Genomic DNA, 19,810 nt, shown 5'->3' on the forward strand with positions numbered 1-19,810 from the left:
TGTTAAGATAGAGGCAGGTGAGGCGTAACGCCTCTTAGGTATATACCCAAAATAATTCGAGTTGCAGGAAGGCGGCAAGGGAGGGAGTCCCGATGAGCTTACTCAAGTAAGTGATTCGGGTGACTGAGCGTAGCCAACGCATCTGCAACTTGAAGTATGAGGGATATAAATGACTTAATACAAAGGTAGCGTCATGGATAGGTATCCTCGTTCGGGTGATTCGATTGTTGAACGCGCGCAGACTGGCCTTCAGGCTTATATGGCGCAGGTCTATGGCTGGATGACCTGCGGGTTGCTGCTGACGGCGTTTGTGTCTTGGTACGCCGCCAATACGCCGGCGGTGCTCAATTTTATTTTCTCCAGCCAGATTATCTTCTTTGGCCTGATCATCGTCCAACTGGGGCTGGTATTCGTGATTTCCGGCATGGTGCAGCGCCTGAGCGGCGGAGTGGCCACCGGCCTGTTTATGCTCTATTCGGCGCTGACCGGGCTGACCATTTCCAGCATTTTCATCTTGTACTCCGGCGAGTCCATCGCCAGCACCTTTGTGATCACCGCCGGGATGTTCGGCGCCATGAGCCTGTACGGTTATACCACCAAGCGTGATTTAACCGGCCTGGGCAGCATGCTGTTTATGGCGCTGATCGGCATTATCCTGGCGTCGCTGGTGAATATCTGGCTGAAAAGCGAAGCGCTGATGTGGGCGGTGACCTATATCGGGGTGGTGGTGTTCGTCGGGCTGACGGCGTATGACACCCAGAAACTGAAACGCCTGGGCGAACAGCTGTCGGTCGACGACAAGGATAACTTCCGCAAATACTCCATCGTCGGCGCGCTGACGCTCTATCTGGACTTTATCAACCTGTTCCTGATGCTGCTGCGGATTTTCGGCAACCGCCGCTGAGTGCTGCTTTTCCCCTCCTTCCCCGGATACCGTGCGGCGTCCGGGGATGCCATCCCCAATCAGTCTCCGACGCTTTACTCTCTGCGCAGGCAATACTGTATCAGCGCCTCTCTGATGCTTTGTCTGGTACTCAGAAAAAGCATCCCAAAAACCACGCCGTTCGCCGCATCTATACGATAAATCACCCGCAGTTGCAGCTTGGGATACACATAGTCATGGTAATGGGTTAACCCAAGATCCGCGGTTTCTTCGCAGATTGGCGCACTCTGCGGGTAATCAGCGATACGGGCTTCGAAATTGCCGATGAATCTTTCCAGTAGCTCTGCCGATGCCTCCGGCCCGATATGCCTGGTCAGATAGTGGAACCGATCGTACAGCTGATTCTTGAAGGTCTGCGTATAGTGAATTTTATGTGGCGTCACGCTTTACCTGACTCCGCAGACCGTCAAGAAGATCGGCGGATGATACCGTCCGGCCCGCTTTGACATCCTTCTCCGCAAAGGATAAAAGGCGCATCAACGCCATTTGCTCCTGCTGCATCTCAAACTGGCGCGGATCCTGGACGACATACAGAGGCTCGCCATTTTGGGTGACCATCACGGGTTCGGAGACATCCATTGATGCCAGCTCTTTCTTGAATGCCGATACCGTGGTGATGCGCAAACCTGTTGCTGGGGGCATATCAGACTCCTGGTTGAATGGTCGGGGCGGCTATGGACAAGAATACACCAACGGCTGAGCGGTTGTCCAAATATGGACCAAATATGGATAACGCGATTGGCGGCGGATAAAACCCCCATTGTCTTCAGGCGATATTGCGCCGAAATATCCAGTAAGCCGCCGAACCGGTAGTGGCGGTAATCACAAATAGCGGCCACAGGCTGCCCCAGATAATGGCGAAGTCGGCATCCTTGAGGTAGATCTGCTTGGTGATTTCAGTGAAGTGGAGGATCGGATTAATCCAGGTGGCGTTCTGTAGCCACTGCGGCATGTTTTCTACCGGCGAGATATAGCCGGACAGCAGGATCGCCGGCATTAGAAACACGAATACGCCGATAAATGCCTGCTGCTGGGTGGAGCAGAGCGATGAAATCAGCAGCCCGAACCCCACCAGCGACAGGCCGTAAATCAGGATGGTGGGGTAGAACAGCAGCAGCGAACCGGCAAAAGGGATCTGGTAGGCGAAGATGCCGGCCAACAGCACAATGGTGGCCTGGACGATGGCGACGACAAGGGCCGGCACCGCTTTACCCACAAAGATCTGCCAGGTCGACAAGGGGGAAACCAGTAGTTGCTCCAGCGTTCCCTGTTCGCGTTCGCGGGCAACCGACAGCGCGGTGACAATCAGCACGCCGATGGTGGTGATCAAGGCTATCAGCGACGGCACCACAAACCATTTATAGTCCAGATTCGGGTTATACCAGTGACGCACCACCAACTCGCTGTTGTTGCTTTTCGGGCTGTCGGCCAACAATTCCAACTGATAATCGCTGACGATCTTGCGCACATAGTTGGCGGCGATCTGGGCGCTGTTGGAGTGTCGCCCATCCAGTATGATCTGGAGCGCCGCGCTTTCGCCGCGCGCAATATCGCGGGAAAACTGCGGCGAACGGGAACAGGACAACCTGAAGGATCACCGGCAGCATCAGAATGGCGCGCGTTTGCGTTTCACGCAGCAGCGACTGGAGTTCCTTGACGATGAGTGTCCATAAACGATGAAACATATTGGCTCCCTAGTCCAGTCTGCGCTGGGTTTTCCAGGCGGTGAGACCGATGAATACCACGGCGGAGGCAATAAGAAACAGCAGATTGATGAACAGTACGCTGGTGATATTGCCCGCCAGAAACAGCGTTTGCAGCGTGCTGACAAAATAACGGGCCGGGATCAGGTAGGAAACGGCGCGCACCCAGACCGGATGGGGCAACGACAGGGTAAACACCGTACCGCCTGAACTGAGCATACTGCCAGTTTCCACCGCCCTGGTCAGGATGACGCCGGCGGACGGGGAGGTCAACTCGGTATCTTGCAGATCCAGTTCGGCCTGCGCCGGCGATCTCCTGCGGCCGGTTGCCGTTTTCATACTGTTTCAGTTTGTCTTTGGCCCCCTGTAAGGTCGCCAGCGCCTGATTACGGGCGGTTTTGGCATCTTCCAACGTATCGGCGGAAATCGTGCGTTTGGCCCACAGACCCAACTGGCGCTGATAGAAGCTGTTGGCGTAATCATAGGCCGCCTGACTTTGCATCAATTGAGAGCGCACCTGTTCGATCTCTTCGCGGCGATAGCCTTACCATAAATAGCCGCCGCGATCAGGACGATAATCACAATAGCAAAAGCCGGTTTTTTCTTATTCATCACGCCATTTTTCCTTCATCTGCCGGGTATGGTTGTCCCGCAGTCCGTTAAGGAGAATTTCCAGATGTTCCATCAGAACTTGCTGAATCAGCGTCGTTTCTTCATCGCCGATATCTTTCCACCCCGCACACAGCAGAATGGTTTCCCTGGCGACGCGAAAAGATAGCGCCTCGCCGATCAGCGCATGGGTATGAACGATAACCTTGGGATGATTCTGGTCCATCCCGGTATAGCGGGCGACCAGCGTCGTCAACAACCGATGCATGGGGTCGATAACCTGTTGATGGATAATAGGATAGGCTGCCGTTGGGGAGATTTGTTCCTGGGACATGATCCGGCTCAGATTCAGCGTTTCCGCGCGGGTCATCAGACGGCTGAAAGTCAGGATGCCGCGGCGAATATACTCCATAAGCTGTTCCGACGATTGCGACTGCGGCGGAAGTTGCAAAAAGGCATCGATTTCCGCCACCAGGGGGCGGTAGGTCAACTGAATATAATCGGCCATCCAGCCGGCAACGGCCAGATAAAGTCCCTCTTTTGACTGAAAATGATAGGCGATGGCGGCGATATTCTGCCCGGCCCGATTGGCGATATCGCGGGTGGTCGCGGCCTGGGGGCCGTATTCGCCGAAGACTTCCAGTGCGGCATTGATGAGCTGCTGTCGCGTTTGATCGCTGCGGCTGGAAGGGGAGGATTGCTGAACCATAGGCCGACTCGATAAATTTAATCAATCATATGATTAACTTTAGGCCTGTTTTTAGTATTTTTATCGATGCAGATCGCAAAAATTATGTTTAACCCTCGCTATCGGTGTGAATAACAAATTTAGCGATCCACCGATAAATATTCCTTTATCTTCAGAATTTCTGATACAATCGTCGGCAGTTATGCACCGTAGTTTGTGCCCGTTCATCGTGGTTGTTGCTTACGTCGCTATCGTTGAGTTGATGATGGCCCGGCAAACCCGTCTTATTATCCCTCTGAAAACTACACCGGCTATTATCCGGTCAGGGCGGATCTGGAGTTGTTCTCTATTATGTCATTTGATTCTCTCGGCCTGAGCGCCGATATCCTGCGTGCCGTTGAAGAACAGGGCTATCGTGAACCGACGCCGGTACAGCGCCAGGCGATTCCCGTGGTGCTGGCCGGCCGCGACCTGATGGCCAGCGCGCAAACCGGCACCGGCAAAACCGCCGGCTTTACCTTGCCTTTGCTGCAACTGCTGAGCAGCGGCGCGCCGCCGGCGAAAGGCCGTCGTCCGGTTCGGGCGCTGATCCTGACGCCAACCCGCGAACTGGCGGCGCAGATCGATGAAAACGTGCAGGCATACAGCAAATACCTGCGTTTGCGCTCTCTGGTGGTGTTTGGCGGCGTCAGCATCAACCCGCAGATGATGAAGCTGCGCGGCGGCGTCGATATTCTGGTCGCCACGCCGGGCCGTTTGCTCGATCTGGAACATCAGAATGCGGTCGATCTGTCGCAGATTGAAATTCTGGTGCTGGATGAAGCGGACCGTATGCTGGATATGGGCTTTATTCACGATATCCGCCGCGTATTGGCGAAACTGCCGGTTAAACGTCAGAATCTGCTGTTCTCCGCCACCTTCTCGGATGAAATCAGGACGCTGGCGAACAAGCTGTTGACCAACCCCGCGTCGGTTGAAGTGGTGCGCCGCAATGCGCCGTCGGAGCTGGTCACCCAGCATGTGCATTTTGTCGACAAGCGCCGCAAGCGGGAATTGCTATCCCAGTTGATCGGTGAAAATAACTGGCAGCAGGTGCTGGTATTTACCCGCACCAAGCACGGCGCTAATCACCTGGCCGAGCTGCTGGAGAAAGACGGCATCACCGCCGCCGCCATTCACGGCAACAAAAGCCAGGGCGCGCGTACCCGGGCGCTGGCCAACTTCAAGGACGGCGGCATTCGCGTGCTGGTGGCGACGGATATCGCCGCCCGCGGTCTGGATATCGATCAACTGCCGCACGTGGTGAACTATGAACTGCCCAACGTGCCGGAAGATTACGTCCACCGCATCGGCCGCACCGGCCGCGCGGAGTCCACCGGGGAGGCCCTGTCGCTGGTCTGCGTGGACGAACACAAGCTGCTGCGCGACATTGAGCGTTTGCTTAAGCGCGAGATCCCGCGCATTGCCGTGTCGGGCTATGAGCCGGATCCGTCGATCAAGGCCGAGCCGATTATCAACGGTCGCCAGGGCGGACGCGGCGGTGCGCCTCGCGGTCAGACCGGTGCGCCGCGCGGTCAATCCGAGCGCCAGCGCGCCGACGGCCCCCGTCAGCCGCGCAGGTCCGGCGGCAACGGCGCCAGCGCGTGGGCAGGCAACGGAGATGGACAGCAGCGCCGCGCGCCGCGTCCGCAAAATCGCGGCAAACCGGCGGCGAAATAAGCCTTATCAATCTGAGGGAGACTTGCGGCTCCCTCAGACCATCGACAAAGCCTGTTATTAGGGAGAGCGTGGCGAGGGGCCGTAGCGGCGTAAGCCGCCGGAGCGCCCCTCGGTACGGTAGGCCCGGGTATCGCCGACTTACAGGCGACTTTGTCAGCAACCTCAGGGAGCCTTGCGGCTCCCTGTCTTTATTTGGCCGGTGCGGTTTGCGCCGCGCCGCCGCGCGGCCGGTAAAACATCACCGCGTTACCCGCCAGGATCAGCACCAATCCCAGCACGGCGTTGGTTTGCCAATGGTAATCTTCGAACAACGTCGATACCGACAGCGCAACCAGCGGAAACAGCAGCGTGGCGTAGGCGGCCTGGCTGGCGCCGATGCGTCCCACCAGACTGAAATAGGCGCCGAAGCCAATTACCGAGCCGAATAGCGCCAGATAGCCCAGCGACGCCAGATAGCTCGGTGAGTCGTCCAGCGTAAAGTCGTAGCCCTGAAACAGGCTGAACAGCCCCATCCACAGCGCGCCATAGCCCATCCCCCAGCCGTTGGTGGTCATCACGTCGCGCCCCTGGCGCTGATGCTGAAAACTGATCATATTGCCCAGCGAAAAACAGTAGGTGCCGAACAGGCTTAGCCCGACGCCCCACAGCAGATGCGGCTGAGCTTCCATATTCATCAGATCGTGCCAGAACAGCGCCACGATGCCGGCGAGGCCCAGCGGCGCGGCGAGCATCACATTGCGCGTCAGGCGCTGGCCGAAAAACAGCCGGCCGTTAAAGGCGTTGAACAGTACCGCCATGGAAAAAATAACCGATTCCAATCCACTCGAAATCCAGGCGATGGCGTGGTAAAAACAGAGAAAGTTAATGCCGAATACGCAGAGTCCCTGCACCATGCACAGCAGATGGGCTTTAAGCGTCAGCGAACGAAGGCGGCGGGAGATCGCCAGAAATGCCAGTAAAATCGCCGCCGAAATCAGAAATCGCCAGAAAATGGAGACTTCGGCAGCCACGCTGCCCTGTTGCAAGCTGATGGCGATCCAGGTGGTGCCCCAGATCAGCACCACGGAAAGATAAAGAAAAACGTTCATAAGCGGACTCCGGAGGTTAGTATACCTGCCAGTATGCGGTTTTCCCCGGAAGCAGGCTTTCAGCGGATTGCGCTCAATAGCATAATCTTGCGGTTTATTTAACGGGAGGGCGAATGCGCCGCTATAAAGTGTTCGATACGCTGCAACAGCATAAAACGGAGCTGCGGGATACCGTCGAGCTCGGTTCCGGCGTGCGTCTGGCATCCTGGTTTAACCGCCACGATATGGTCACGGTGGAAAACAGCGATCATCACACCCTCAGTCTGTACGTCGCCGACGGCTACGAGAGTTACCATAAAACGCCGGATGGCTGGCACAACGGCGGCGGGCCCGATCGCTTCTGTCTGATGCCGAAACAGAGCGTCTCCGTTTGGGATATCCGCGGCGATCTCTCTTTCGCGCACCTCTACTGCGACGATGGCCATTTCCGCCAGTTGGCGGAACAGACCTGGGATCGCAGTCCGGCGTCGATTCGCACCGAGGAGCGCATTTTCGGTGAGGATACGCAGATCGCCTTGCTGTATCGCCAGTTTCTGCTCAATAACGACTGGTCCGTTCCGGCCAATAAACTGGTGTTGAGCAGTGCGGCGACCTTGCTGATGATCCACATTCTCAGGCAATACACCCAGCTGCGCTGGACGCTGCCGGAGGTGCGGGGCGGGCTGGCGCCCGCGGTGCTGCGCCGAGTAAAAGAGTGGATTGAAATCCGCATCGGCGCGCCGCTGACCTTGTCCGAGCTGGCGACGGAGGCCGGATTGAGCGAATTTCACTTTGCGCGCATGTTTCGCCAGAGCGAAGGCATGGCGCCGCACCAGTACGTGCTGAAACGGCGGTTGGCGAAAGCGGACGAGATGCTGCGCTGCGGCACGCTATCGATAACCGATATTGCCCTGGCCTGCGGTTTCAGCTCCGCCAGCCACCTTAGCCACCGTTTTAAACGCGCGTTCGGCATCACGCCCTCCGCGCTGCGCCGCAGCCTGTCGCGCTGAGGGCGGGAGGTAAACTTATTCCGGGTCGTCGCCGTAATATAATTTCCCAATGCGGATAATGTCGCGGCCCTGAGATTTTCGATGCTTATTGGAATCGCGCAGCGAATAGATACAGCCGCAGTATTCCTGCTGATAAAAACGCTCGCGCTTGCTGATCTCTATCATCCGCGCGGAGCCGCCGCCTTTGCGCCAGTTGTAATCCCAATAGACCACGCCGGGGTATTTTTTAGCCGCGTTGTTTCCGCAGTCATTAATCTGCTGCATGTTTTTCCAGCGTGAAATGCCCAGTGAACTGGAGATGACGCTGAAGCCGTTTTCAGCCGCATATAGCGCCGTGCGTTCAAAGCGCATATCAAAACACATGGTGCAGCGAATACCCCGTTCCGGCTCCCACTCCATGCCTTTGGCCCGTTCAAACCAGTTATCGGTATCGTAATCGGCGTCAATAAACGGCACGTTATGCTGTTCGGCGAAGCGAATATTCTCCTCTTTGCGAATCAGGTATTCGCGTTGCGGATGAATATTAGGGTTATAAAAGAAAATGGTGTACTCGATGCCGGAGGCGGTAATGGCTTCCATCACTTCGCCCGAACAGGGGGCGCAGCAGGAGTGCAACAGCAGCTTGTCTGCGCCGTCCGGTAGTGAGAGCATCGGACGTTGAAAGTCCGAGGTTTTGACATTCGACATGGCAATAATTTCGTTGTGGTCCGCCGGGAACATGGATGTAACATATAGGAAACGAATTATTGATGATAAGACACGCCGTGACAACATTTATAGCCATGTCGGATGCGAAATCGATACTTTCGCGGCCGGCAATGATCGGCGGCGCGCCCATTATCTTTCCCGTTGCGTTAACCTTGCCATGAACAGTACCATGGCGTGCTTTTTTTGCTGACCGAGTAGCGTTATGCGTGTTTTGCTTGCCCCGATGGAAGGGGTTCTCGATTCGTTGGTGCGGGAGCTGCTGACCGAAGTCAACGATTATGATTTGTGCATCACCGAGTTTTTACGGGTGGTGGATCAACGCCTTCCGGTCAAGTCCTTCTATCGTTTATGCCCGGAACTACGTTATGCCAGCCGCACGCCGTCCGGTACGCCGGTGCGCGTGCAACTGCTGGGGCAATATCCGCAATGGCTGGCGGAGAACGCGGCGCGCGCCGTCGAACTGGGGTCGTATGGCGTCGATCTGAACTGCGGCTGCCCGTCCAAACTGGTCAACGGCAGCGGCGGCGGCGCCACGCTGTTAAAGGATCCCGAACTGATTTACCAGGGGGCGAAAGCCATGCGCGACGCGGTGCCGGCGCATTTTCCGGTGACGGTGAAAGTGCGCCTGGGGTGGGATTCCGGCGATCGGCAGTTTGAAATCGCCGATGCGGTGCAGCAGGCCGGGGCGACGGAACTGGCGGTGCACGGCCGCACCAAGGAGCAGGGGTATAAAGCGGAATATATCAACTGGGCGGCGATTGGCGAAATCCGCCGGCGGCTGCGCATCCCGGTGATCGCCAACGGTGAAATCTGGGACTGGCAGAGCGCGCAGGCGTGTCTGGCCGCCACCGGCTGCGATGCGGTTATGATTGGCCGCGGGGCGCTGAACGTACCGAATCTGAGCCGGGTGATAAAATATAACCAACCGCGGATGGCGTGGGACGATGTGGTGAAACTGCTGCAAAAATACGTGCGGCTGGAAAAACAGGGCGATACCGGGATGTATCACGTTGCCCGCATCAAACAGTGGCTGGGCTATTTGCGTAAAGAGTATACCGAGGCCGCAGCGCTGTTTGGCGAAATCCGGGCGTTGAATAGCTCCGCCGATATCGCCCGGGCGATCTGCGCAAGATAAGTCCCGTCGGCCTCTCCTTCTTTAATCTGTATGATGACGCTTATTATGTAACGCAGCTGATTGAAATGCGTAAATTTGCAAAGGGAGTCTACGATGTTGCGGAATAATCCTGTGGCTGAAATGCTGGCGACGGCGCCGGCGATTGTACTGGACGGCGCGCTGGCCACGGAGCTGGAAGCGCGCGGCTGCGATTTGAACGATCCGCTCTGGTCGGCAAAGGTGCTGGTTGAAAATCCGGCGCTGATTTATCAGGTTCATCTCGACTATTTTCATGCCGGCGCCCAATGCGCCATCACCGCCAGCTATCAGGCGACGCCGCTGCGCTTTAAGTCGCGGGGATTCAGTGAACGGCAGTCGCAGGCGCTAATTGAAAAAAGCGTGCGGCTTGCCGTTCAGGCGCGTGACGACTTCCGTAAAACCCATTCTCAGGTCGGGAAACTGCTGATTGCCGGATCGATAGGGCCCTATGGCGCCTATCTGGCGGATGGCTCGGAGTATCGCGGCGATTACTTGTTGCCCCAGAGCGAAATGATGGATTTTCACCGCGTGCGGATGGCCACGCTGCTTGACGCCGGCGTGGATATCCTTGCCTGTGAAACGCTGCCGTCGTTTCCTGAAATCAAGGCGTTGGCGGAATTACTGACCGAGTTCCCGCAGGCGTCGGCATGGTTCTCTTTTACCCTGCGCGACAGCGCGCACCTGAGCGACGGCACCCCCTTGCGCGAGGTGCTGACGCTGTTGAACGCGTATCCGCAGGTGGTGGCCGTCGGCATCAACTGTATCGCGCTGAATAAGGTGACCGCGGCGTTGGCGCAGTTGTCGGCGGAAACTTCGCTGCCGCTGGTGGTATATCCGAACTCGGGCGAGCACTATGATGCGGTCGCCAAAACCTGGGGCGATGGCGACGGCCATACCTGTTCTTTGGCGGAGTATTTACCGCAGTGGCGGGCCGCGGGGGCAAAACTGATCGGCGGCTGTTGCCGGACCACGCCGGCGGATATCGCCGCAATCGCCCGATTCTGCCAACCTCAAGGGAAGGATAATGATGATGGATATTGACGCCGATCCCCGTCGGCAATATGAACAAGCCGGCGCGCGCATTGCGCCGGCCCAGCCTGTGACGTCGCTATTTCACGGCTTTTGATGCCATAAATATCCTGGCGCCGTTCCCTTCCGCGAGCTAAAGCACTAGCAGTTTTTTCCATCTTGATTACTATATAATGGTGAGCATACCGCGCTGCGGACTACATGCCATTGACCACTGCCGGTACTGGCCTGGCGGAGCCTTTTATGTTACCTGCACGATCTGTTTATGGACGGCTGACGGCGCATTTTGCGGGCATTCGCCTCAATGTGCCGACATCTTTGGATAAAGTCGGGCCTGGCGTTCCATAGTGCTTACGGACGGTTCTGTAAGGAGAAAGAACATGGTTGAACATTTTATGGGGAAATATGAAGTTGAACTGAAATTTCGTATCCGGGATATCACTGCTTTCCGCGATACGCTCTTTAGCCATCATCCTGAGGCCTTTGTTTTCGAGAATAAAGAGCATGATATTTATTACGACGGTGCGCAAAACAGCCTGTACCAACAAAACATCAGTATGCTATTACGGCGCATGGCCCCGTCGGGGATTAAGCTGTGGATTGTCAAAGGACCGGAGGCGCAACGCTGTGAGGCCGTCAGTGTCGAATCGTTCGAAAAGACGGATAGCATGTTGCAGACGCTGGGATATAACGCGATCCATGAAGTCTATAAGACTCGTAGCGTTTATTTCATGGGTATTTTTCATATTACGCTGGATTATATCGAGTCGCTCGGCCACTTTGTCGAAATATCCGTGATGACGGATGATGAAGCGAAGCTGAATACGCTGCGGGAACAGTGTCTTGACTGTGCAATTCTCCTGGGGCTGTCAATGGATAATATAGAAAACCATTCTTATCGGCAATTATTGGGGTTTTAGTCCCAGGTCGTAATAAATTGATTAATTATGTCTTTTTTGTGTTATTCGGCTGTTAAATTAAAAATATATTTTAGCTATTCTTACTGCCGCTCAATTGCCGGCCTTATCTTCCTATCTGGTAAAAAGGACGCCTAACGAAAAATTAGGTGTCCTCCCCTATTATCCCGCTGATAACTTTTCCTGATTATATAATTCAGAAATTTATAAATATATGATCAGGTTAAAATTTTTGCATGCTAATCGGAGTAGGATTTAAATTGATGCGTTTTGCATGTGGTTACGGGCGATGGTTTTTCCGTACAGGATGATGAGCATCGGTCTCGTAATCGTAATTCCTTATTGGAAATAACAAAATATAGGTTTATTTATTATGAAGAGACAATTCCTATTATTGAGTGCGTTGGCATTAGCCTTTTCCGCGGCCGTTCACAGCGAAACGACGGATTTAGTCATTATCGGCGCGGGCGGGGCTGGTATGTCGGCTGCCATCGAAGCGCATAATCAGGGCGCTAAAGTCATATTGCTGGAGAAAATGCCTTTCGCCGGCGGCAATACCGCCCGGGCGGAAGCCGGATTAAACGCCGCCGGCACGGATCTGCAAAAGGCCAGAGGCATTGAGGATAGCCCTGAAGCCTTCTATGAAGACACCATGAAAGGGGGGCGCAATATCAATAACCCGGAAGTGGTTAAAACCCTCACGGAACATGCCAGGGACTCGGTTATTTTCCTGAAAGAGAACGGCGCCGACCTGGCGGATCTGACCCGTACCGGCGGCTCTCGCGTCGACCGCACCCATCGTCCCGCCGGCGGCGAGCCGGCGGGAAGTTTTATTGCCGTGGCGCTGATTAAAAAAGTCAAAGCGCTGGACATCGATCTGCGCACCAGCACCTCCGCGACCGATATTGTCAAAAATGACAAGGGTGAAGTCAGCGGCGTAAAAGCCAAAGGCAAAGATGGCAAGGAATTCACCATCGACGCCAAAAAAGTGTTAATCACCTCGGGCGGTTTTGGCGCCAACTTTGACATGATCAAACAATATGATCCCAAGCTGGTGGGGTTTAAAACCACCAATGCGCCAGGTTCTCAGGGCGACGGCATCAAGATGGCGACCAAGCTGAACGCCAAACTGGTGGATATGGAATATATCCAGATCCATCCTTCCACCGTGCCGGGCAAAGGTATCCTGATTACTGAAGCGGTGCGCGGCGACGGCGCTATTCTGGTGAATGAAAGCGGCAAGCGGTTTATCAATGAACTGCTCACCCGTGACGTGGTGTCGCAGAGTATTCTGAAACAGCCGGGCGCGCATGCCTATCTGATTTTTAATGACGCGCTGGTCAAGCAAAATCAGGCGACTCAATCCTACTTTAAGCAAAAACTGGTCGCCGAAGGGAATACGGCTGAGGAATTGGCCAAAGCGATTAACGTCGACGGCAAACAGCTGTCGCAGACCGTCAGCACCTACAGCGGCTACGTTAAAGATGGCAAAGACGCCGAATTCGGCCGCGATAGCCTGAAGCTGTCTCTCGACAGCGGCAAATATTACGCCATTGAAGTCACGCCGGGCATTCATCACACCATGGGCGGGATTGCGATCAACAACAGAGCCCAGGTGCTGGATGTGAACGGCAAGGTGATCCCCAACCTGTTCGCCGCGGGCGAAGCCGCCGGCGGGGTGCATGGCGCCAACCGTCTGGGCGGCAACTCGCTGGCGGATATCGTCACCTACGGCCGCATCGGCGCCGATCAGGCGGTGAAAGAGATTAAAGCAGGTAAATAATCAGAGGCGTTGATCGCAAAAACCATCCTGACGCATTGTCCGGGATGGTTGAGTGGTTATATTGGTTTCACCAACAGCATTACTGTCAGTCGCGCGTGTTTGATGGACGTTTTTATGTGTAATTAACTTATGGGAAAGCTATGAAAAAATTGATTCCGGCCATGATGGCCACGTTGGCTCTTTCGTTCTCTTTTGCCGCCGCCGCCGAGTATAAAGACGGCACCTATACGGGTAAGGCGCCGGGCAAAGAGGGGGAAGTCGAAGTTTCCGTAATTGTTGAAGGAGGAAAAATCACCAACGCCGAGGTGGTCAGCCATGAAGACACCGAAGCGCTGATGATGGGCGTTATTGATAACGTGATACCTGAACTGATTGAAACACAGGATCCTGACCAGGTGGATGCGGTAACGGGGGCCACAGCGTCCAGCGAGGGGGTGATTAACGCCGTGAAGCAGGCTCTGGAGCAAGCAAAATAATATGTTCTCTCACCAGTCCGTGATGGCGTGCTATTGCGGACTGGTCGTTACATACAGTTATTGCCGGGGAGGTTATTGCCCGCCGCCGGCGGACAGTTTTCTGTTCAGAAAATGGCGTACCGCCGCCATGCAGGCCGCGCGCTCCTCGACGTGCGGCATATGGCTGGAGTGTTCAAAGATAATCCACTCGGCATCGCGAATATATTCTGCGAACGGTTCGACAACTTCCGGCGCCGCTTCGTCATAGCGTCCGGAGATCAGCAGCGTGGGGACGTTGATTGCGGACAACCGATCAATGATGCTCCAGTTTTTCATACTGCCGATGACATGGAACTCCGTCGGGCCGTTCATCGCGTGGTAGACGGTCGGGTCGGCGTCCATGGCGTCGAAGGTGCGTTTGACCTCGTCCGGCCAGGGATCGAGGCGGCAGACGTGGCGTTGGTAAAACGCCTGGGTGGCGGCTCGGTACGCAGCGCTGTTGAGCGTACCGGCCTGTTCATGCTGTCGCAGCGCGTTTTGAATGTCGTCAGGTAATGCGCAGCGCAGTCTGGCGGCTGCCGACAACCACAGCGCCATCGATGCCGGCGAGTTGGCGATAATCAGCGCCTTCAGCCCGGCAGGCCGCGTCACCGCGTGTTCCGCCCCTAGCATACCTCCCCAGGACTGTCCCAGCAGAGCATAGTTTCGCTCGATGCCAAGGTGCCGCAACAGGTTATCCAGTTCGTCCAGAAACAGGGCGGGTTGCCAGAAATCGGCGGGTTTATCCGCAAGGTGCGTTGAGCGGCCATTGCCCAACTGGTCGTAGTGGATTACGGCCCGGCCGCTTTCCGCGATATCACGAAACGCGTCGACATAATCATGGGTGCAGCCCGGCCCGCCGTGGGCAATGACCAGCGGTGTTAATCCATTATGACGATCGCCGCAGATTCGATACCAGGTGTGATACTCAAGATAAGGCGCATAGCCTTCTTTGATGTCGTACATGATGTTTACCCTGTTGGTCATGGATGATTTCAGGGTAAACGGCGGCGAGCGGGGAAACAGCTAGTAAAAAAGATAGGTTTAGCTGTCCAGCAACCGGTAGTGCAGGGCGCGAACCACCGCCTGTACGCGATTGCTGGCCCCCAGCTTTCTGGCGGCGGAATTGAGGTGCAGCGCGACGGTGGCGATAGAGCGGTTAAGCTTACGGGCAATCTCTTTGGCCGTCAGCCCTTCCGCCGCCCATGCCAGACATTCTCGCTCGCGTTTGCTCAGGCGGATATGCTGACAGGTCAGGACACGATCGTCGAATAACGGGTAAATCTGTTCCTGAAAGGTATGCGCCAGCAGGCTTAGCTCCGCCAGCACCTGGTCGATGTCCCGTTCGTGCCCGGCGCCGCTGTGGATGCCGGTGACGGTGACAAACCCGCCGCGCGGCAGGTGCAGCGGAACCGTGGCGCCGCAGGGCATATTGTTATCGCGCATATAGTGCGTGACCGGATAATGGCGCTCATCGATGATATTTCTCAATGACGAGCTATCGGGGCGTTGATAAGACCAGATAAAAGGCGCGCAGCTTTCCAGCGCATAAATTTGTACCGGGTCTACCTGATAATACCCGCTCTCGCACCACAGCAGCTGCATATCTTCAGGCACATTGCGCATTTGCAGCACTGATGGCGTGATCAACTCTCCCTCAACCGAGCGCGGTACGGGGGTGTAGTCATAAATCAGCGCGTCAAAGCCGAGCCGGGACGTTTGTCCGTACAACCGTTCGAACGCCGCATCCAGCGTCGCTTGTTGCGGGCGTGCGCCGTTTTCTTTCACTACCCGTTTCATCTTCGCCTCCGCCAGCCAGGGGCCCCTCCGTTCGGGCACGGATCCTGCAAATCCCGATCGCAATCATGCAAATAAAGTGCCATCTCACGATGGAGACAAACCTAGTATTTTTACTAACTACCCCTTTGCGTTAGCGCCGGTTAGCGTAGGCACAAAGGGATGATAACCCTCACCGCGATCGGCCGGAGGAGATATGTGGTACGAAATCAACGCTGACAGGCAGCGCCCCGCTAAGGCGGCACTGGGTGGCGACAATCATAAGGCGGGTAAACGGCGTCTGAATGACGAAGCCGCAATCCCCGGCAACGGTCTGGCGATAATGCGCGCCAAACTGGCGAACGCGCCGGATTTGCACCATCACAGTGCGTCGCGGCGCGCTTTACTCCTCCAGCAGCGTGACGGCGAAAGAGGGTAAACCGATGCATCGCTATCGTTTTCTGCTCTGGCGTCCGTTACAGCTGCTTCCGGTTCTGCTGGGCATCAGCCTGATCACCTTCGTGATGGTGCGCGCTATTCCCGGCGATCCGGTGCGTATTTTGCTTGGCGTGCGCAGCACGCCGCAGGCCGTGGCGCGTATCCGCGCGCAATACGCGCTTGATGAGCCGGTATGGCTGCAATATCTCTATTTTCTGCGCAATCTGCTGCATGGCGAGATGGGCCGATCCATCGTTTATCGCGTCGATACCCTGAAGCTGATCCTGTCACGGATCGAGCCTACGCTACATCTGGTGACGGGCAGCGTGCTGCTGGCGCTGCTGCTTACCCTGCCTCTGGCGGCAACGGCGGCGCGCCGCCGCGGGCGTCTGCCCGATCAGCTTATCCGGCTGTTTTCCACCGCCGGGCTGGGATTTCCCGCTTTTTGGCTCGGCATCATGCTGATCCTGTTGTTCAGCATTACGCTGGGCTGGTTCCCGGTTTCCGGCTATGGCGATGACTGGGCCGAGCGGCTGCATCATCTGGCGCTGCCCTGCCTGACGGTGGCGCTGGCGCTGTCTGCCGTGCTGACCCGCAATCTGCGCGCCAGCCTGCTGATGGAGCTGAAAAATGATTACGTCACCGCCGCCCGCGCCCGCGGGCAAAGCGAGCGGCGCATTTTCTGGCGCCATGTTCTGCCTAACTCGCTGGTGCCCACGGTGAATCTGCTGGCGGTCAATATCGGCTGGCTGATCGGCAGCACGGTGGTGATCGAAAGCGTGTTCGCCATTCCGGGAATGGGGCAACTGTTGGTAAAGGCTATTTTCAGCCGCGACTATATGGTGGTGCAGGGCGTGGTCATGGTATTCGCGCTGGCTACGGTGGCGGTGAATCTGCTGGCGGATTTACTCACCGTAGCGCTGGATCCGAGGGTAAAACAATGAGCCTGACCTCGGTCGTCCATCGCGTTCGTTACCGCTGGCTGCCGCAGCGGCATACCCTGACGGCAGGCGTGCTGATACTGGGGAGTTGGCTATTGCTGGCGCTGCTGGCGCCGTGGATTGCCCCTTACGATCCGATTGCTCAACATCTGGAGGCCAGTCTGCTTCCGCCTGGCTTACCTCATCTGTTCGGCACCGATAATTTCGGGCGCGATATCTTCTCGCGGGTGATCTGGGGGGCCAGAGTCGATCTGCAAATCTGCGTAATGGGGGTGATTTTCCCGTTTGTCATCGGTACGGCGATCGGCGCGCTCTCCGGTTATATCGGCGGGACGGTGGATGCGGTTGTGATGCGCGGCATTGATATTGTGCTGGCGTTTCCCTTTCTGGTGCTGATGCTGGCCATCATCGCCATTCTCGGCCCCGGCCTGAGCAGCTTTTATATCGCGATGGCGATGGTGGGATGGGTTTCCTATGCCCGACTGGTGCGCGCCCAGGTCCTGACGCTGAAGCAGCGTGATTTTATGCTGGCAGCGCGCAGCCTGGGCTATAACCATGCCCGGATCCTGTTTATTCACCTGTTGCCCAATGCGCTGACCGGCTCGGTGGTGTTCGCCATGTCCGACTGCGTACTGGTGCTGCTCAACGGCGCCGCGGTAAGTTATCTGGGGTTGGGAGTTCAGCCGCCGCTGGCGGAGTGGGGCGTGATGGTGGCGGAAGGACAAAGTTTTATTACCACCGCCTGGTGGATCACCGCCTTTCCCGGCCTGGCGATTGTGCTGCTGGCGATGGGCTTCAGCCTGCTGGCTGACGGTCTGGGCGACAAGCTGGGAGAACGGCCATGACGCTATTGACTGTGTCGCAGTTAACCGTTGAAAATCCGCAGGGCATCGCGCTGGTCGATCGTGTCTCGCTGACGCTCGAACAGGGGGAGATTCTCGGTCTGGTGGGCGAAAGCGGATCCGGTAAAACCATTACCTGCCGGGCGCTGATGCGGCTGCTGCCCGGCGACGGGCTGCGTATCGCCGGAGGCGATATCCTGCTGCGCGATAAGTCGCTGTTGACGCTGAGTGAACGGCAGATGACGGCCATGCGCGGACGGCAAATCGGCATGATTTTCCAGAACCCCGCCAGCCATCTCAATCCGGTGATGACCATCGGTCAGCAGATCGCCGAGAGCCGCCGCCTGCACTTTGCGGCCGGTCGCCGTGAAGCCCGACGGCAGGCGGTGGCGCTGTTGCGCCAGGTCGGTATTGCCGATCCGCAGCGGCGGGTGGATAACTATCCCCATGAATTTTCCGGCGGCATGCGCCAGCGGGCGATGATCGCCGTGGCGCTGGCCTGCGAACCCGCCGTGCTGATTGCCGATGAACCGACGACGGCGCTGGACGTCACCGTCCAAATGCAGATCCTACGCCTGCTGAACGAACTGCGCGATCGGCTGGGCATCGCGGTTATCCTGATCACCCACGATCTGGGCGTGGTGGCGCAAACCTGCGATCGCATCGCCGTTATGTACGGCGGGCGGTTATGTGAAATCGGTGATAAGCGTCAGCTGCTGGCCGGGCCGTTACATCCGTATACCCGCGGACTGATTGACTGCCAGCCGGTCAGCGAAGGAGGCTATGGGCGGCTGCGGACCATTGCGGGGCAGCCGCCGCTTGCCGAGCGTTTCCCCTCCGGCTGCCGTTTTCACCCGCGTTGCCAGTACGCTCAAGGGGATTGTCGCCTCACGCAGCCGCCGATGCGGGCACAGCAGACGGCGCACGCCCACGGGGCTGCCTGTCATCATCCCTTGCCGCCCGGCATGCAGGCATGCGACGGGAGGAATAATGGTCAGTAAATCCCACCCGTTACTGGATATTGACGACCTGTCGGTCACGTTCCCCGTTTCCGGCGGCTTCGGCCTGCGAAAACGCCGTTTACAGGCGGTGAATCACGTCTCTTTGCATATCCATGCCGGGGAAACCTTTGGTCTGGTCGGCGAGTCCGGCAGCGGCAAGAGCACGCTGGGACGGGCGATCCTGCATCTGGAAACGCCCAGCGCGGGTCGGGTGCGCTTTGACGGGCACCTGATTACCGGCGGTCTGAAAAGCGATATAGCCCGGCTGCGCCGACAAACGGCGATGATTTTTCAGGATCCGTTCTCATCGCTGAATCCGCGCCAGACCATCGGCGAGAGCATCGCCGAAGTCTTGCGGGTGCATCGAAAGGTCCCGCCGTCGGCCGTGGCCGCACGGGTAAGCGAACTGCTGACGCTGGTGGGGTTGCGGCCTGAACAGGCGGATCGGCGTCCACAGGGACTAAGCGGCGGTCAGTGCCAGCGGGCGGGGATAGCGCGCGCGCTGGCGCTGGAGCCACGGCTGATCGTCGCCGATGAATGCGTGGCGGCGCTGGATGTTTCCATTCAGGGACAGATTATCAATCTGCTGATGGATCTGCGCGAAAAAATGGGGCTGGCCGTCTTGTTTATCGCCCACGATCTGGCGATTGTGCGCCGCCTGTGCGATCGGGTGGCGGTGATGTATCTGGGGCGGATTGTGGAGGAGGGGCCGACCGAAGCCGTCTTTACCCTGCCGCTTCACCCCTATACCGCCGCGCTGGTGGCGGCCATACCTGAGATCGACCCCGAACGGCCGCTGCCCGTCAATCCGTTGCCGGGGGAGCCGCCGAGTCCCGTCGCGCTGCCGGCCGGCTGCGCTTTTCATCCCCGCTGCCCCTATGCTCTACCGTCGTGCCGTCAGGGCGCGGCGCCTGAAATGCGGCATTGTGCCGACCATGCCTTCGCCTGCACGCTGAATCGGCGTGATGGCGTCTGGGTTTATCCGTAGA

Annotated in this window: 20 protein-coding genes and 2 pseudogenes; 13 read left to right on the forward strand and 9 right to left on the reverse strand. The window is 57.1% G+C overall.

All coding sequences use genetic code 11. The features are described 5' to 3' along the window. The first annotated feature begins 193 nt into the window (after positions 1-193). Positions 194-904, forward strand: coding sequence for a Bax inhibitor-1/YccA family protein (locus EH206_RS07780; protein ID WP_009112234.1), 711 nt, complete (start codon positions 194-196; stop codon positions 902-904). Positions 905-978: 74 nt separating this feature from the next. Here the strand turns inward: EH206_RS07780 and EH206_RS07785 are convergent, their stop codons facing one another. The 5 genes and pseudogenes from EH206_RS07785 to EH206_RS07805 all read right to left on the reverse strand — a co-directional run bounded on the left by EH206_RS07785 (position 979) and on the right by EH206_RS07805 (position 3,964). Further along, on the reverse strand, positions 979-1,326 hold the full coding sequence (locus tag EH206_RS07785) for a type II toxin-antitoxin system RelE/ParE family toxin (protein WP_009112235.1): 348 nt from the start codon (positions 1,324-1,326) through the stop codon (positions 979-981). Next, the gene (locus EH206_RS07790) at positions 1,313-1,585 is read right to left on the reverse strand and encodes a type II toxin-antitoxin system Phd/YefM family antitoxin (RefSeq protein ID WP_009112236.1); all 273 of its coding nucleotides are present in this window, start codon (positions 1,583-1,585) and stop codon (positions 1,313-1,315) included. Before EH206_RS07790 ends, EH206_RS07785 begins: the two co-directional genes overlap by 14 nt. Positions 1,586-1,709: 124 nt before the next feature. Next, positions 1,710-2,628 (reverse strand): annotated as a pseudogene (locus EH206_RS07795) (ABC transporter permease). Between the two features lie 9 nt (positions 2,629-2,637). Continuing rightward, positions 2,638-3,190 (reverse strand): annotated as a pseudogene (locus EH206_RS23540) (hypothetical protein); the annotation flags it as partial. Positions 3,191-3,250: 60 nt separating this feature from the next. Then, positions 3,251-3,964: a CerR family C-terminal domain-containing protein gene (locus EH206_RS07805; RefSeq protein WP_136163960.1), complete on the reverse strand. Its 714-nt coding sequence runs from the start codon at positions 3,962-3,964 to the stop codon at positions 3,251-3,253. Positions 3,965-4,294: 330 nt separating this feature from the next. On the opposite strand from EH206_RS07805, the gene rhlE reads away from it, so the two are divergent. Further along, on the forward strand, positions 4,295-5,662 hold the full coding sequence (gene rhlE / locus EH206_RS07810; protein WP_009112238.1) for an ATP-dependent RNA helicase RhlE: 1,368 nt from the start codon (positions 4,295-4,297) through the stop codon (positions 5,660-5,662). A 188-nt stretch (positions 5,663-5,850) separates the two neighbouring features. On the opposite strand, the gene EH206_RS07815 is transcribed toward rhlE, so the two are convergent. After that, the gene (locus EH206_RS07815) at positions 5,851-6,750 is read right to left on the reverse strand and encodes a DMT family transporter (protein ID WP_009112239.1); all 900 of its coding nucleotides are present in this window, start codon (positions 6,748-6,750) and stop codon (positions 5,851-5,853) included. A gap of 113 nt (positions 6,751-6,863) precedes the next feature. On the opposite strand from EH206_RS07815, the gene EH206_RS07820 reads away from it, so the two are divergent. Next, positions 6,864-7,739 (forward strand): helix-turn-helix domain-containing protein, encoded by an 876-nt coding sequence (locus tag EH206_RS07820; protein ID WP_009112240.1) that lies wholly within the window; start codon positions 6,864-6,866, stop codon positions 7,737-7,739. 15 nt (positions 7,740-7,754) lie between these two features. On the opposite strand, the gene EH206_RS07825 is transcribed toward EH206_RS07820, so the two are convergent. Beyond that, on the reverse strand, positions 7,755-8,426 hold the full coding sequence (locus EH206_RS07825) for an epoxyqueuosine reductase QueH (RefSeq protein WP_040343755.1): 672 nt from the start codon (positions 8,424-8,426) through the stop codon (positions 7,755-7,757). 223 nt (positions 8,427-8,649) lie between these two features. On the opposite strand from EH206_RS07825, the gene dusC reads away from it, so the two are divergent. From dusC to EH206_RS07850, 5 genes are all read left to right on the forward strand, one after another. Then, positions 8,650-9,582, forward strand: a complete 933-nt coding sequence (gene dusC, locus EH206_RS07830) for a tRNA dihydrouridine(16) synthase DusC (protein ID WP_009112242.1) — start codon at positions 8,650-8,652, stop codon at positions 9,580-9,582. A 93-nt stretch (positions 9,583-9,675) separates the two neighbouring features. Next, positions 9,676-10,641 carry a homocysteine S-methyltransferase gene (mmuM, locus tag EH206_RS07835; protein ID WP_009112243.1) on the forward strand — a complete coding sequence of 322 codons (966 nt, stop codon included), beginning with the start codon at positions 9,676-9,678 and terminating at the stop codon, positions 10,639-10,641. 368 nt (positions 10,642-11,009) lie between these two features. Beyond that, complete coding sequence (gene cyaB, locus EH206_RS07840) at positions 11,010-11,549, forward strand: class IV adenylate cyclase (RefSeq protein ID WP_009112245.1); 540 nt, start codon at positions 11,010-11,012, stop codon at positions 11,547-11,549. A 370-nt stretch (positions 11,550-11,919) separates the two neighbouring features. Further along, positions 11,920-13,329 (forward strand): flavocytochrome c, encoded by a 1,410-nt coding sequence (locus EH206_RS07845; protein ID WP_009112246.1) that lies wholly within the window; start codon positions 11,920-11,922, stop codon positions 13,327-13,329. A 140-nt stretch (positions 13,330-13,469) separates the two neighbouring features. Then, the gene (locus EH206_RS07850; RefSeq protein ID WP_009112247.1) at positions 13,470-13,805 is read left to right on the forward strand and encodes an FMN-binding protein; all 336 of its coding nucleotides are present in this window, start codon (positions 13,470-13,472) and stop codon (positions 13,803-13,805) included. Between the two features lie 72 nt (positions 13,806-13,877). On the opposite strand, the gene EH206_RS07855 is transcribed toward EH206_RS07850, so the two are convergent. Together EH206_RS07855 and EH206_RS07860 are read right to left on the reverse strand one after the other, a co-directional pair. Continuing rightward, positions 13,878-14,789, reverse strand: coding sequence for a proline iminopeptidase-family hydrolase (locus tag EH206_RS07855; RefSeq protein WP_009112248.1), 912 nt, complete (start codon positions 14,787-14,789; stop codon positions 13,878-13,880). A gap of 78 nt (positions 14,790-14,867) precedes the next feature. Next, entirely contained in the window at positions 14,868-15,623 is a 756-nt protein-coding gene (locus tag EH206_RS07860; protein WP_009112249.1) for a LuxR family transcriptional regulator, read from the reverse strand. Between the two features lie 193 nt (positions 15,624-15,816). On the opposite strand from EH206_RS07860, the gene EH206_RS07865 reads away from it, so the two are divergent. From EH206_RS07865 to EH206_RS07885, 5 genes are read left to right on the forward strand one after another with little or no spacing between them, the layout of a single operon-like run. Next, positions 15,817-16,038: a hypothetical protein gene (locus tag EH206_RS07865; RefSeq protein ID WP_009112250.1), complete on the forward strand. Its 222-nt coding sequence runs from the start codon at positions 15,817-15,819 to the stop codon at positions 16,036-16,038. Positions 16,039-16,042: 4 nt separating this feature from the next. Then, positions 16,043-16,981 (forward strand): ABC transporter permease, encoded by a 939-nt coding sequence (locus tag EH206_RS07870; protein WP_009112251.1) that lies wholly within the window; start codon positions 16,043-16,045, stop codon positions 16,979-16,981. Beyond that, positions 16,978-17,823 (forward strand): ABC transporter permease, encoded by an 846-nt coding sequence (locus EH206_RS07875; RefSeq protein ID WP_009112252.1) that lies wholly within the window; start codon positions 16,978-16,980, stop codon positions 17,821-17,823. The genes EH206_RS07870 and EH206_RS07875 overlap by 4 nt, the downstream gene beginning before the upstream one ends. Then, complete coding sequence (locus EH206_RS07880) at positions 17,820-18,821, forward strand: ABC transporter ATP-binding protein (protein ID WP_009112253.1); 1,002 nt, start codon at positions 17,820-17,822, stop codon at positions 18,819-18,821. The genes EH206_RS07875 and EH206_RS07880 overlap by 4 nt, the downstream gene beginning before the upstream one ends. Then, positions 18,811-19,809: an ABC transporter ATP-binding protein gene (locus EH206_RS07885; RefSeq protein WP_009112254.1), complete on the forward strand. Its 999-nt coding sequence runs from the start codon at positions 18,811-18,813 to the stop codon at positions 19,807-19,809. The genes EH206_RS07880 and EH206_RS07885 overlap by 11 nt, the downstream gene beginning before the upstream one ends. Position 19,810: the final 1 nt, after the last annotated feature.

It is taken from the genome of Brenneria nigrifluens DSM 30175 = ATCC 13028 (assembly GCF_005484965.1).
Taxonomy (GTDB): domain Bacteria; phylum Pseudomonadota; class Gammaproteobacteria; order Enterobacterales; family Enterobacteriaceae; genus Brenneria; species Brenneria nigrifluens.